Origin of the sequence: Pseudomonas sp. FSL L8-0168, assembly GCF_037976155.1 — a bacterium.
In the GTDB taxonomy this organism is placed as follows: Bacteria; Pseudomonadota; Gammaproteobacteria; order Pseudomonadales; family Pseudomonadaceae; genus Aquipseudomonas; species Aquipseudomonas paracarnis.
On record NZ_CP150262.1, the window covers coordinates 810014 to 823697 of the forward strand.

General features: G+C 53.5%; 11 protein-coding genes. 7 read left to right on the top strand and 4 right to left on the bottom strand.

The window, feature by feature from the left end:
* Positions 1-335: 335 nt before the first annotated feature.
* Positions 336-1337, bottom strand: coding sequence for a DNA-binding protein (locus MHH62_RS03325; RefSeq protein WP_339232462.1), 1002 nt, complete (start codon positions 1335-1337; stop codon positions 336-338).
* Between the two features lie 344 nt (positions 1338-1681).
* Between MHH62_RS03325 and MHH62_RS03330 the strand changes: the two genes are divergently transcribed.
* The 4 genes from MHH62_RS03330 (at position 1682) to MHH62_RS03345 (ending at position 7289) form a co-directional block, all read left to right on the top strand.
* Complete coding sequence (locus tag MHH62_RS03330; RefSeq protein WP_339232463.1) at positions 1682-2488, top strand: tyrosine-type recombinase/integrase; 807 nt, start codon at positions 1682-1684, stop codon at positions 2486-2488.
* A 73-nt stretch (positions 2489-2561) separates the two neighbouring features.
* A complete protein-coding gene (locus MHH62_RS03335; protein ID WP_339232465.1) occupies positions 2562-2954 on the top strand; it encodes a hypothetical protein in 393 nt (130 codons plus the stop codon).
* Between the two features lie 1156 nt (positions 2955-4110).
* Complete coding sequence (locus MHH62_RS03340) at positions 4111-6675, top strand: hypothetical protein (RefSeq protein ID WP_339232466.1); 2565 nt, start codon at positions 4111-4113, stop codon at positions 6673-6675.
* Positions 6676-6803: 128 nt separating this feature from the next.
* Entirely contained in the window at positions 6804-7289 is a 486-nt protein-coding gene (locus MHH62_RS03345; RefSeq protein ID WP_339232468.1) for a hypothetical protein, read from the top strand.
* Between the two features lie 86 nt (positions 7290-7375).
* Here the strand turns inward: MHH62_RS03345 and MHH62_RS03350 are convergent, their stop codons facing one another.
* Entirely contained in the window at positions 7376-8380 is a 1005-nt protein-coding gene (locus tag MHH62_RS03350; RefSeq protein WP_339232469.1) for a hypothetical protein, read from the bottom strand.
* Positions 8381-9395: 1015 nt separating this feature from the next.
* Here MHH62_RS03350 and MHH62_RS03355 point away from each other — a divergent pair.
* Positions 9396-10385, top strand: coding sequence for a hypothetical protein (locus tag MHH62_RS03355; RefSeq protein ID WP_339232470.1), 990 nt, complete (start codon positions 9396-9398; stop codon positions 10383-10385).
* Positions 10386-10823: 438 nt separating this feature from the next.
* Here the strand turns inward: MHH62_RS03355 and MHH62_RS03360 are convergent, their stop codons facing one another.
* Complete coding sequence (locus MHH62_RS03360) at positions 10824-11669, bottom strand: ATP-binding cassette domain-containing protein (RefSeq protein ID WP_339232471.1); 846 nt, start codon at positions 11667-11669, stop codon at positions 10824-10826.
* On the opposite strand from MHH62_RS03360, the gene MHH62_RS03365 reads away from it, so the two are divergent.
* Both MHH62_RS03365 and MHH62_RS03370 read left to right on the top strand, forming a co-directional pair.
* On the top strand, positions 11653-11832 hold the full coding sequence (locus MHH62_RS03365; protein WP_339232472.1) for a hypothetical protein: 180 nt from the start codon (positions 11653-11655) through the stop codon (positions 11830-11832). The genes MHH62_RS03360 and MHH62_RS03365 overlap by 17 nt on opposite strands.
* A gap of 167 nt (positions 11833-11999) precedes the next feature.
* Positions 12000-12866 (top strand): hypothetical protein, encoded by an 867-nt coding sequence (locus tag MHH62_RS03370; RefSeq protein ID WP_339232473.1) that lies wholly within the window; start codon positions 12000-12002, stop codon positions 12864-12866.
* Between the two features lie 160 nt (positions 12867-13026).
* On the opposite strand, the gene MHH62_RS03375 is transcribed toward MHH62_RS03370, so the two are convergent.
* A complete protein-coding gene (locus MHH62_RS03375) occupies positions 13027-13659 on the bottom strand; it encodes an HAD family hydrolase (protein ID WP_339232475.1) in 633 nt (210 codons plus the stop codon).
* Positions 13660-13684 lie beyond the last annotated feature (25 nt).

Sequence of the window (13684 nt, forward strand, 5' to 3'; positions counted from 1 at the left end):
CCGGCCGACTCGACTTAAGCTGAGGGGCCTGGGTTGGTATTGGGTTTGATTCCGAGCCAATCACATTCATTCATCCCTGCTCTGCTGTTAGATTGCCCGCTGCGTGCGTAGGTGGAGCCTGGCGAAGCCGCGATACGCTTGCCTACGAACCCAGGTGACGACGAGTCAAGCAAAAGATCGCACATTGCCATCATTGCCCGCAGGATGTTATCGCACTTGGGGCGCCGGATAAACCGACATAGATCCGCAACATCGTGAGCTCCCCTTAGCCCGGACGAGTGGGAGTACGCTTCTGTGGGAAAAGAGTACATTTGCACTCCACCTATTGTTTCGCGTCAGTCTTCATGGTCTTCAGGCGACTCACCAGTCGGGTTCAATGTACGTAACAATTCTAACTTTGCTTCGCACTGTTCGAGCTGCACCCGTAATTCCTCAGCCCTCTGCTGAGTTGCTATTCCTACCGAATGGACTTCAACGGCCTCTTTTGATTTGGCTTCAAGCTGATGAGCGAGCAGTTCCTTGGCACCTTCCGCCCGTGCAGTAGCAGCATTGGCAATGGTCAGGTCAGCCCGCAGGGTTTCGACAGCCTCACGATGTTGCGAGGCTTCCCTGACATGCTGACGATTTTCAGCAATGAAGCGCTCGTTATCCCTGATTAGACGGGAGATCTCCTCCTGCTTAATCATAAGCGTCTGCTGGAGGACGGTCACCTCTTGCTGCATTTGATAGACTTGGGATTCATGGCGGCTCAGATCCTGGTCTCGCTGTTCCTTAACTGAAGCCCGGTAGTGTTCGAGGGCCTCCCGGGCGTGTGCATGCTTTTGCTCCAAGGACTGGATCTGCCCATCCTTCTCTAAAATCCGCACCTCTAAATCATTGCAGCTCTGGCTGAGCCTGGCGTTGCGCGTGATCTCAGTCTGCAGTGTGGACTGAGTGGTTTTGAACCCTTCAGTTTGAGCAGCCAAGACATCCCCTTGCGCCCTGAAGCCGAGCTTGAGTTCATCGAGTTCGCTCTCAAGTGCCTCGGCTCGGGAGACCAATAGCTTACGCTCGTGCTCGAACTCTGCTCGTGCCTCAAGAAAGGCCTGGCTGCCCTCCTCTTGGACTTGATCCAACAAGCTTTCGACGACCCCGCGCAGCGCGCCGCTCATACGTTCACGAGGGTTCGCTTCTGATCCTGGTGATTCCAGCTGCTTTAGATACCGAGCGATCGTAGTCTTTGAACCCGTATTTCCAATCTCCACCCGGACTGCATCAATGCTGGGATAAACACCACGCATTAGCAGGCTGTTCCGCGCCTTTTGTACCACCGCTAGGTTAACGCCGCCTCGCGCCATACACCCTCCAGACGATTTCGTGTCATGCCACATGTCATGCAATTACATAATACAAAAAAGCCAAACTTTGCTGGAAAGTTGCCGACAACTGGCAAGATATAATCAAGATTTATGGCTTGGCAGTCCTTTGAGCAGGGGTAAAATGGCCTGAAAGGCGGTACAACTGGCGAAGACGAGCCACTTAAGGTTCGATACGGGAAATGTAGGTGGTAGAAGTGGAGAGCAAGGCAGACAGGTACCTAGAGGCGAGCGTTCGGCAGAATACGTCGAAGAGCTATGCGTCCGCCCTCTCCCATTTCGAGGTGACCTGGGGCGGATACTTGCCCACCACTATGGAGTCAGTTGTGCGCTACATCGCTGAATACGCCGACCAGCTGGCGCTGAGCACGCTGAAGCAACGCCTAGCTGCGCTCGCAAACTGGCATCAAAGCAACGGCTTCCCCGACCCCACAAAAGCCCCCAAGGTCAGGCAGCTGCTGAAAGGCATCAGGGCAGTACATCCCGTGCAGCAGAAGCAAGCAGCTCCTCTGGCGTTACTGCACCTCGAAAAAGCAGTGGCGCACCTGGAAGATGAGGTTGCTCAGGCAAGAGCCGCCGGCAACATGGCCGCCCTTCTCAAGGCAACCCGGGACATTGCCCTCCTTACCATTGGCTTTTGGAGGGGATTTCGAGGAGATGAGCTGGCTAGGCTCACGATCGAGAACACCCATGCTGAGCGCTATGTGGGCATTAGGTTCTATCTGGGTTCCAGTAAAGGGGATCGGCAGAACATTGGCCGCGAGTACAAAACACCATCGCTGAGCAAGCTCTGCCCAGTGGAGGCGTATCTGAACTGGATCGAAGTCGCCGGTCTCACCCGTGGTGGTGTATTCCGTGGAATCGATCGCTGGGGCAACATCAGCGATCGCTCGCTTGCTGCCCATAGCCTGATTCCCCTGCTTCGCGACACCCTGGATCGGTGTGGCTTGCCGTCCGAGATCTACAGCGCCCACTCGATCCGGCGCGGATTTGCCACCTGGGCAGCAAGCTCAGGCTGGGACATCAAGACACTAATGGAGTACGTCGGCTGGAGCGATATGAAGTCCGCACTACGCTATGTTGAGCCTGCACAGCAATTTGGCGGGCTAATTAGGAAGCTTGAAGTCCGATAGAGAGAGGCTACGCAATCGCCCTCATGCCATTGCGCAGCGCCATCTCGATCTAATGCTCGCCTTAGGAGGTTGCATGGTAAAGCTCGCGCCTGAAAAGCGTAAAATGCTTCGTGAGTTTCTGAAAGCTTACGATCAACGGATGTGGTTTCTAGTTTCGTATGCTCGAGAGACCGAACTACTGAAATATGATCCAGAGTACGCGACTACCAATCAAAGCATTCGGCAGCTTGGAGCCAAAGCACTGAGAGCGCTTCAAGCTCAGATATTGGCGAACGATCTTGAGATCCCAGTCTGTGGAAAAGCAATAGATGTGGGCGAGTCTAATCTCAAAAAGATAATCGCCCACCAACCCAGGAGCCATGTCCGGTGGCACCTCAACAACGCGCGCCACGAAGTGTTGAATGAGATGAGGAAGGATTGGGCAAATGTGCGCATCACCATTCAATACACTCATCCAGATGCATGAGCAAGTGTTCGTATGCTGGCATGCGAAATGGTCAGCGATGATCAAACCGCACCCGTCGTTTGTGGCTTAACCTGCGAAACGTCTGCACTTATCACGATCAGCGAAAGAGCTGTTGCAACCCGTTCAGGCAAAAACTTAAGTCTGCGCGGCTTGATTTCTGAGGGGGCGGCTATTTTGTCGACGCATTTAGATTGCTTAATGCGGAGTCTCGAATCTCACCATTTTAGCTCCTGAAATAACCTTTTTTATCAACTACTTAAAGAAGTAGTACCCCCGTGACGATAAACCCATAAAATCATCACGTGGAGAGAAATTATATGGCAAGTAAACTTACCCCAGGGGATCGCCTTAACGATTTTTGGGGCAGGTTCGCGGACGCGTTCCAATGGGTCGGTCAGCAACTGGCCAGCCAGTGGGCTCTCAGCATCCTCACGCTGGTTGCGACAGCAGGGTCTACGGTGGCGGCATTTTTCACATGGGAAGCGGCACTTACCGCCAATAGTGTGTCTTCAGCGTCGCAGGCTTTCGCCCAAAAGGTCTACAACGACCAGATCGCGATGGGTCATCCCTCTATTTCAGTCTTGTCGGGGGAGATCTCTGCTGTCACATTGGACACTCGTCAAGAGCAACAGCCGGAGTTTACGACCACTGTAGTTCTGAGAAACTCTGGGCAACGTGCTTCGCCTCGAGCATGGGTGGCACTAGCATCCGAGTCTGTTTTTGGGGAGCAAACTCCTGCAATACTAGTAAGCTTGCCCAAGGACATAGATGTCCCAGTGCGATTCAACCTCAACTCTCAACCCCGAACAATCCGTGGCGATAGCGCATGGTTTGCCGCGGTCATCTACGAGGATGAACGCCCTACGCTCATGACTGCCCCCGGCATACCATCCACGCCGGCGCGGATAAGCCTAGTGTGTTCAGAACCGAAGGTCTTCAGAATGAATACCTGGCCCAAAGACCCTAGTCAAGACCTAGCGGTACGCGTGTTCTCCTCGGGCTCGCCGGTTGTAGCTAACCCTAACCCGCAGGATCCATTTGAGCGCTCCACGGCCTCGAGAATCAAGGCAACGAGCGACCGCGTGCTTCAATCCGCTCGTGCCGCAGGGGCCTGCATCTAGGTATCGAGACATCTTTCCGTCACGGAATGAGCCCGATGAGCTACATCCCTTGCAGGATCATCACTTCTTGCAGGGGAATCAGGCTGACCAAGATCATTCCTGACAACCGTCGGTGCTTTTTCTGGACGGGGCGCAGTGGCATCATTGGCGCACTCCCCCCCTCTCAGGATGGTTATCACTTGCAAAAGCTTATGGAAGCGCGGATCAAGAGTGCCGAGCAGCTGAAGGATCCGGCACACGTGCGCTTTGCGATACTCGGAATTTTCCGCATTGCGATGCAGCACGCCTGTGTCACGCTTGGTGAATGGGTCGCGCAGGCGCTGAGGGAAGACAGCTCTCGCCTGTCCCTACTGACCCCGGTAGACCTTGGCGCTTTCAAGCAACCTGCTGATGGAACCTTGGTCAGCTTGCTATCGCAACTTGTGGTTGCAGCTGAGAACATTGGTTGGAAATCTGTAGGTCGGCATTACTGGGAAAAGGCGGAGATTTCGCCAGAACTTCGCCCGCTCGTAGACGCTGCACGTGCGAACCTTGAAAATGTGCTCCATAAGTTCGTACAGAGCCGCAACGACGGCGGTGAGGGTCATGGTCTACCTGGTGGCTGGACGCCGGCGGCTGATGTGGCTATTGCCAGATTGATGCTGAAGGGTATCGCCAACTTCCTCCCGACCATCGTCAAGGGGGACGACACGCTATATTTCCCTGCCCTCGGTGATCGCCCTCTGACCCCGATCACTACGCTCCGTCTGAGTGACGGCAATCCTATCTGCTACCGAAATCTACGCCGAGCATCAGCCGGCCGGCTGCAAGTGGACGCTCAAGTGCAGACAACACTGCTCTCCCGCGGCGAGACCACTTACGAGGTCGAAAACGTGCTGTTGGGCATCCCGCAGCCAAGCACCCCCGAGTACCAGATTTCCGAGCCCACTTGGTCGGACACGTGGCGCCCGTTCGTCCATATTCCTGAGCGACTTGCCAGCGAAACAGTGTTTACCGGCCGCAGCACAGAGATCACCGCCCTGTGTGAATGGGCTGATGACGCTGACTCTCGAAAATGCATGGTTTGGGGTGACGGAGGCGTTGGTAAAACCACCATGGTCGTGGAGTTTTTGCACCGCTGGCTTGAAGGTAAAACCGATATCCAATGGCGCCCCGAAATTATTACCTTCTACACGGCCAAAAAGACAAGGTGGGGATTGAGCGGCCTGGAGCAGATCTCCGTCCAAGAGATCGGTGTTGCAGACGTGGTACTGGATATCGCTCGCATGCTAACCACCCCGAAGCTTGATCGATCGTGGTTCGAGAAAGACCCCAAAGAAGTTGTGCAGAAACTTGGCACGCTCCAGTCAGAGCTTGAAATCACCCGCGACAACCACCTGATCATCCTAGACAACACAGAGACGATGGCGAACAACGACGCAGACGTCCGGGCGCTCGCGACTCAGGTCAACGAGCTGTCCAGGAGAATTGGGCGTGTCATATTGACGTCGCGTCGACGTGAGCTGATCGAAGCCCTTCCCGTCCAAACCGAGAACTGGGACGACGACGAAGGCGCGGAGTTCCTGCGCAAGCGAGGCGCTACCCTCAGGTGTAATTCTATTGCACAGGCTGGAGTATCAACCCTTAAGCGCTACTCGAGGCAGTTGATCAGCAAGCCGATCGCGCTAGAGGTCTTCGTCCAAGCCGCTGCCAGTCAGAACAACGGCCTTGAGGCGGCGTTCCAGCGCGTGCAAAAGATGCAACGCCAAGACCTGGGTCAGTTTCTCTACGAGGACGCATGGGGGCGCCTGACATCTGATCTGCGTCGAGTTCTCCTGCTGATGAGCCGCTTGGGTGATAGCCATGACCAGTACCTCTTCCAGCTCTGCTGCCAGCGTGTGGGGGTAACGGTTGCGGCCGCAAGTGAAGCAATTGAGGAAAGCCGTGGTATTGGCAGCTTCTCGCGCATTGAGGGTGCACCTCAGATCACACTGAGCCCAGAGTTTTACAACTATTGTGTCGAGCGGTACGAGATCACTGACGGCAAGCGTGAACCCACTGATGATGACGTGAACTGGGTCAAGCATCGCTACCAGCAATTCCTGACCAGCGCCGAAGCCAAGGTCAACGATCGTGCCCTACAGGCATTCCGCACACCGGCTGCCCGGGCCGCCTGGAAAAGCTTTAACGAGGGTAATTATCCCGAAGCCTGCAATTACTACGAGAGCGCAGTACTAGAAGATGCAGAAAACGGCTGGTTGTTCGACCGTTACGCCTACACCCTGATGCGCACGCGCCAGCTGGATGCCGCGCTGGAGCAGTCGCGTAAGGCTACCCGCCTCCTCCCCGAAGAGGCTGATACCTACTTCACCCGGGGGATGATCGAAAGCCGGATTGGTGATATAGCGAACGCAGTGGAGCATCTCGACAAGGCTGAAGCGCTTGGTAAGTCCAAGCACCTATGTGAACTGCAAAAAACATACGCGTACATCAATGCCGAGCCTCAAGATCTGATCGCTGCACAGGGATGCGTTGAGCGAGCCCTTCGTTTGGCACCAAAAGATCGCTTCTACAGTCGTTTCATGGAAGAGGTCACTCGCCTTCAACGCCGCGTGTATTGAAATGCATAAAGAAAAGGCCTCCATAAAGGAGGTCTTTTTTACAGCTTGAATTTCGCATGTTATGACTGGGTCGTGTCCGAGCTTTAAATCAAAGGCCAACAGAATTAATAACCAGATTGGAGGCATGCATGAAAATCACTAGAATACCTTCGGAGCTTTCCTGGATGCTAAGAGTGCACGATCTCGATACTCGTGGGGAGTGTTATTTTAACTCGGGATCACTAGTGATCCTCTCTGCCTTCGAAAACAAATTTTCGACGTGGCTGAGTAACAACTCATGGCAAATCACATACATCCTTGGAATACTCACGCCTCCGCCTCACGATGAAAAACTTGGGATAAGTTACGACACATCACCAGAGCCGCATGCCTGGATCGAGGCCAAGGATAATGATGGTAATATTTATTGGTGGGATCCAACACTGCAACAAAACTCGCGTGTATGGGCTGCGCGCCACAGGGATTTCATGTATGACAAACGCCACGAAATGAATGCGGAGCAAATAAAGTTGTGGTTCAGCGAGAACTATAAAGGAGCAGAGTTTACCGATTATGGAGTGCCGGAATGTGACTGCAGGTTCCCTAAAATTGATCTTGAGGGCAGGATTTTATAGACTCCGTTCCTTTGAGTGTACCGAGCAATACCAGTGAAGAAGCCCATAATCACTGGCGTTTGGTCTTAAGCCCGTCTGCTCAGAGCCTAATCGTTCCCGTAGTCTGGTTCGTACTCGATCTCTCGCTCATCCTGCTCTACGTACTCTTCATCGAAGCCTGCCGCCTTCATAGCCTCGGCATCCTCCAGGTGCAATTCACACGTTGGGCAGTAGAACTCGACGGGTGTGGAGTATCGCTCAACCGTTTCGTACCCACTTTCATGATCCTGCTCGATGACCTCTTCGTGGACACGATCGCCCCCTAAGAAGCCTTTGCTTTCACATGCAGGGCACGGGATGTCCCAGTGGCTATCTAAGTGGTATCTGAAGACCCCTCGATACGTCCACCACTCCAAGCCCTGGGAATGCTCTTGCAGTTCCTTGATCTCTTTAGGAGAACGCTTTTTCGGCTTCTGCTGTGATGACCCAGGCACTTCATCAGGTTTTTCGAAGGTTGCTCGGGCGTTTGCGATGCTTTGTTTGGCTGCCTGCACCTTGATCGTGTGGAAGTCCTTGGCAAGGGCCGCAGGGATTTTTGACGCACTGCCCACCCAATCCTCCAACTCCTGCCCCATGGATGCGAGGATGAGTTCTGAGGTTGTCCAGAACTCCCCCTCCCAGTCGCTATCCACGACGCCGGCGTATGCTGCCTGGCCCGAATGGAGTTCGGCATTTCTACGTGAGGAGATCAATTCGCATGACTTAGCATGCGGTGTGCCGAATTTTGCCACCGTGTGCTTCAGTCGTGCGAAAACCACGTGAGCACTAATGGTCTTCACCTTGGTGTCAGTTTCGACACCGCAAGCCTCCAAAAGGCTATTTGGATTGTCGGCTTCCACGACCAGGCAAGGATGAATCGCCGCAAGCTGAGCTTTACCCAAGAGCTCCAGGGCCAGAGCTGCCCAGATCTGATAGACCACGGAATCTTTTGAGGCCTTAGCCTGCAACGCTCGCAATGCGTAAAGCCGAGACTTCCCTAGCAGGGCCTCCGCCGAGATTGCTGATGGCACTTCCTTGCGCGGCTTTTTTACGTCACTTCCTGTGTTAGCCATGGTTGCCTTTCTCCATTACGGTGACCCTAAGGAGTTTCCGCTCAGTGCTTCCCTGTGCGGATCCGCGGCGATGTAGAAAACGCCAGTTATCAAGCAGCAAGAATTTCCCGGCCTGCCAAGTGATTGCCTGTTCGTCTGAGGGCTCAAAGTGATCGATCGCGCGCACGATTTCCTGAGCGCCGGCATCCACGGGCGTCATGCAGCCAGGGTCGAACCTGTAGTAACGGTCAGAACTTCCTCGAGCCGCAGCGTAAAAGCTGTTGCCGCCATTGGTAATCCTGAAAACCGATGACCGAGCGCCATCTACATTCAATGGATCGAATGTGCTCCCCTCGCAGAAGAGCGTTTGAGCAGTGCAAGGGGCGGTCTCCAAGCAACCCATAACGATGTACCGTGGCGGCGTACTCCAGTGGGCCCCGTCGGTATGCCATGGGAATGGGCTCAACCCATAGCGGACGCTGAGAGAGCGCCGGTTCGCAGATTGCCTATCAGTAGGAATCAGCACATCGACCAAAGGCCCCCGGCGTCGCGTTGCCTTGGGCTGCCCGAGGAGACAGGCAATATCGAGCGCAGTTTGCTGGATTACGGCAGCGCCATCATCCGGCAATTGAAAGATCGCCCATCCGTTTGAGCTCAAAGCTGATAGGGCATTCTTGATGAGATGTGGCATTCGGCATCCTTTCGCAGCTGAGCTAACAACGGGGCCAGTGAGCTTGATTCCTCTTCGTCGAGTCAGCGTAGTAGAAGCTGCACGATCTAGCGCCCCCAAATGCAGAAGCGATCCTGGCCAGTCCGAGCTGCCAATCTAATGCCGATTTGAGCCTTGACAGCCGACTGGGGTGCGGATATTTTTGCAGCTCGAATGGCTGACACCATGTCCATAGGCCACCTATGGGAATCAAACAGTCGTTAAAGCGAGCAGCTGGTAAACCAGCAAAAAAGCACATTTTCCATGCCAGGATATGTGACTTCGTTAGTGGCCTGACGCGTTGCACCTGGCACTGAGAAAGTGCTCATGAAAATCAAATCTGAAAGCTTGAAAGAATTTACCCTGGTTATCTTGGGTAAAGAACGCGCTCCACTTCGCCAAAAAGTCTTTGACAACAAAGATTTTATCCTCCCGGGAACTCTCGTAGGGCCTCGCAGCGATCGCCGCCCTCCTAAGTCACGTCAAGAGAAAATGCAGGCTTGGGCTCGATCACCTATCTCAGATAGGCAAATCGAGATCTCAACCAAGTTCATGCGCCAGCGGAACCCCTTCCATCATCTCGCCAAGGCGATCGACACCTCAAAGCTCACGCTCTCCGCTCCGGGGAACAAGCTCAAAATGTCAGTGAAGGATTTCCGTGCGGAAGCTTCGAAGGCGTATCCAGCGCTGGGTATCAACGCTGCTTACGATACCCATGCCAGGTCGCGCTATGACCTTTCGTACTCAGATCTCGTACTCACAGCTCGCGAGAAGGTCATCAGCAGGTTCAAGGCCGCATTCACGGAGAACCTTGATGAGCACCCGATGAGCGATGAGTATCACAAGGACAAGGACATCTTCTCTCACACTCCTACCTGGACTTCTGAAAGCGCCATCAAGGAGTACAAGTCTTTAGCCAAAAAAGGCCATGTTTATTCGCAGTATCTGGCCGGTTTGTTCCTTGCCTCCAGCGCAGGCGGCTACAAGGTTGAATGTGTAGAGTTTCTGCTTATTGCGTACGAGAACAAGCAGCCGGAAGCTATGCGCGTACTCGCCGAGTACCTTCATTATCGTAGCGACTATTACGGCGCACTTCAGTGCGCGCTCCTGTCGGTCGATGGTGGCGATGACCACTCAAAAGGCATCGTCCGCGATGTCCTCGGCGAATGCTCGGACAAGGTGATGCAGACCAACCTCGGTATGACGCCTTACAGCTTCGTTCTCTTACAGATCCTTCGTCAGAACGGGTTTGATACCATCCTTAGGGAGCACTTCAGCGACCTCAATCCAGGTGTTCGCATGGGGGTACGGCTATGAGCGATGTATTCATGAGTGCCGATGAAGGCCACGACGCTGATCTGGAGATGTTTGAGTGCATTGACTGTGGGTGCACCACGTCAGAGGCCGATTTCGAGTCAGTCGATGATGAGCTGGATCGTCAGTATCCTCGGTGTCCTCCTTGTCAGAGTGCGAATCGAATAGCTCATTCAGAATGCGACTGTGGAGAGCCTGCCAGCTATGAGGTGGAATTAGGCTTCCTCTGTGAGGACTGCTATGAGCACTATGTCAGTGGCTACATTCGGGACTGATTAGGAGGTTATGGGGTCGGAACCCTGTTAAGTTCCGGCCCCTGCCCCTATTTTCTTACGCAGTCTTGTTCTACAACGCCCTCCAACAGCCATGATCGATTGTTGTTGGAGACGCGAGCCCTCGAAATCTGGCTTCGCCTCCCCAAACGCCGGCCTCGCTTCATGACTATGGCTTGTGAAGCTCAGCCACCAGTGTGCTGTTGAAATCTGCGACATCCTCCATCTGCGGAGCATGCCCTCTCCCAGGGAACACGACGAGCCTTGCATTTGGGATCATCTGCTCAGCTCTTTTTCCCAGCACCTTGTAGTTGCCGATCTTCTTCTTGATCTCAGGAGGTGCGATATCACTGCCAATCGCAGTCGTGTCGGCCCCGACATCAATGCCGCGTGTTGGCTCGTCAACGATGAGCACCTTGGGTTTGAGCGCCATGCAACGTGCCAAAATGACCTTCTGCTGATTTCCACCGGACAGTGTCCCAATTGCCACGCTGTCATTGGCCATCTTGATCCGTAACCGTTTCTGGTAGTCCTGGATCAGTTGAGTCTCAGCACGGTCATCAATGAACATCCCCCAGCGCTGCAGCCTGCCAAGACTGGGGAGGGTCATGTTCCAGCGGATCGAATGCCGTAAAAAGCACGCTTGTTGCTTCCTGTCCTCGGGAACCAGAGCAACCCCGGCTGCTATTCCATCTCGTGGTGACTTGAAGGGTGAGGCCTGTCGCCCATTAACGTAGATGATTCCCTCGTCACAGCCATCTGCACCGAAAATCACTCGAGCCAGTTCTGTGCGCCCGGCGCCAACGAGCCCGGCAAAGCCAACAATCTCTCCAGCGCGAACATCAATGGACATGTCTCGCAGCACCGTCTCATTGAGGTTGTGACCACCCTCGCCTGATCCTCTCGAGACGCCTTGAACGCTCAGCATCACCTCCCCAGGCTCACCGGTGAGTGGTTTGCGGACAAACTCCACATCCTGACCAACCATGAGACGGACAATGTCATCAACGCTCACGGCAGCCACCTCACCCGCCGCGATGAAGGCGCCGTCTCGGAAGAAAAAATCTCTGCGTGAGCACCAGCAAAAACCGCACTTCTACGAGGGCATCAAGAAAATTGAAGCCTTGGCCGCTCATACAGACGTCCACTTTATTCACTGGCTGGAGCCTGGCCAGTAACTCGTCCTCATAATGACGGATGAGCCACTTATCCACGGTGGCTCATCCAGATACAGGGCTTTGACACCGGAACCGGGATTGCGGTCAACTGCCTACCCGACGCTACCTCTGGTGACGTCAATAATGCGCCTTTCAGAAAGACATCAAAATACCGCTTAGGACTGAGCATGAACAAACTTCTGGAGCTGCTTGAAAACGACCGCACCCTTCCCATCCGCACCATCAAGGCACTTGGGTCGCATACGGTAAAAATGCCCCTCAATCTGCACCCTGACTCGGATCTAATCAAGCACGATAAGCATGTCGACAAGGACTACGTGGTTGAAGACACCCTCGACTTAAATGATGAATATCCATTCATCCTCAATGCACGACTAGACGACTATGGTTATCCAAATGGAAAAAATCTTTTCAAAGAATTCAGTGCCTTTCGCGGCATAAGATATGACCTTAGCTCACTTGACCAGCGCCGTTCAAAAATTAACTTACGAGGCGTCTTGACTGGTAGTTACCCTGAAATGGATATCGACATTGTCTGTCGAGTAAAAATTCATGCCATAAACAGTGACGATTACGCCGAACTTGAGCTTCATGAGTCCCTGGCGATCGAAGGGTACCTTTTGGAGCAAGAAACCAACTATAAATTGGCGCTATTCATGTATTTCTCTGCTGTTGAGTCGATACTGCGTAACATAATTGAAGAATTAAAAAAAGATGCCAGCAAGGAAGAAGCGAAAAAACTAGAGCATTATGCACTCGCCGAGAAAGCTAAAATTGCTGGGAAATATATCTTTGAGGTTGATGACCTAAAGCAGCTGCCCATTTGGGGCTCTCTCATGGGCTTACTAAAATCAAGCACCAACTTGAGAAACAAGATTGCTCACGCTCAAAAAACGCACACTATCACTCGCGAGGATGCAGACATGGCTGCAGCCTTATACATAATAACTCAGCATATTTTTATTCGAAAAGCGTCCAGCTTGAGCGACATTATCAAGGCTTGTAAATCAAAGAAAAAAAAGGGCAAGGACTAACTTCTTTCTGAGCGAGGAGGAAATTCTTCTCGCCACAAAAAATTCCTGAAAACTTATTTATGGCTTTGCCTTAATTGGAACTTCCCAGAAGTTACAACCCTGAACATTTGGCCATTTCGAGCGCGCGTTTGATAGAGACGCGAAGAGCTGGCTGTAGGCATCAACCACTGCCGATGTTGATTCCTGCAACAAACCCAAGCAGATCACGAAAGCGACCCGCCCCACTACGATCCAGATGGTAACCTTCGATGCCAGCTGCTCGAGGGCCATCAGCATCACATCGCCGGGAGTCTCCGATCATCAAGACGTGAGGCGCGTTCGATCCTGGGAGTTGGCTGGGTGCAACCTCAAGCTGGGTGCAGATGTGTTGGTACATGGCCACATCAGGCTTCATCAGCCCAACCTCGGCGCTGAGCGCATAGCCATCGAGCCCCGGCAGCAAATCCCGGGCTACCAAGCAATACGGGCCACCCAAGTTTGAGCACACGCCAATTTTTATTTGGTGGTGTCGCAGCAGAGCGAGCGCCGGCAGCGCATCCTCAAAGAGTGTGATCGATTCAAGTTCGAGCTCTAGGCAGCTCTGGAGCTCAGTGAGTTGAATGGAGGACAGCTTGATTCCAAGAAAATCAGCAGCCTCCTGCAACCCGCATGTATTGGTCATGATCCAGCGCAGGTCACCAGGGGACGCGGCGCGCCCCTGCTGTGAGCCCAGGTGGAGGAGCCGTCGATAGGGGTTCTGCCTGTTTCGAATCTCCAAAAGCGTACCGAAGAGATCAAAAATTACTGCCGTCATTCATTGCTCCTCATCGGCGCACGAC

Excerpts from the sequence above, each read along its gene's own strand:
- MHH62_RS03325 (WP_339232462.1), bottom strand. The coding sequence starts at position 1,337 with ATGGCGCGAGGCGGCGTTAACCTAGCGGTGGTACAAAAGGCGCGGAAC.
- MHH62_RS03335 (WP_339232465.1), top strand. The coding sequence starts at position 2,562 with ATGGTAAAGCTCGCGCCTGAAAAGCGTAAAATGCTTCGTGAGTTTCTG.
- MHH62_RS03340 (WP_339232466.1), top strand. The coding sequence starts at position 4,111 with ATGAGCTACATCCCTTGCAGGATCATCACTTCTTGCAGGGGAATCAGG.
- MHH62_RS03345 (WP_339232468.1), top strand. The coding sequence starts at position 6,804 with ATGAAAATCACTAGAATACCTTCGGAGCTTTCCTGGATGCTAAGAGTG.
- MHH62_RS03350 (WP_339232469.1), bottom strand. The coding sequence starts at position 8,380 with ATGGCTAACACAGGAAGTGACGTAAAAAAGCCGCGCAAGGAAGTGCCA.
- MHH62_RS03355 (WP_339232470.1), top strand. The coding sequence starts at position 9,396 with ATGAAAATCAAATCTGAAAGCTTGAAAGAATTTACCCTGGTTATCTTG.
- MHH62_RS03365 (WP_339232472.1), top strand. The coding sequence starts at position 11,653 with ATGTCATCAACGCTCACGGCAGCCACCTCACCCGCCGCGATGAAGGCG.
- MHH62_RS03370 (WP_339232473.1), top strand. The coding sequence starts at position 12,000 with ATGAACAAACTTCTGGAGCTGCTTGAAAACGACCGCACCCTTCCCATC.
- MHH62_RS03375 (WP_339232475.1), bottom strand. The coding sequence starts at position 13,659 with ATGACGGCAGTAATTTTTGATCTCTTCGGTACGCTTTTGGAGATTCGA.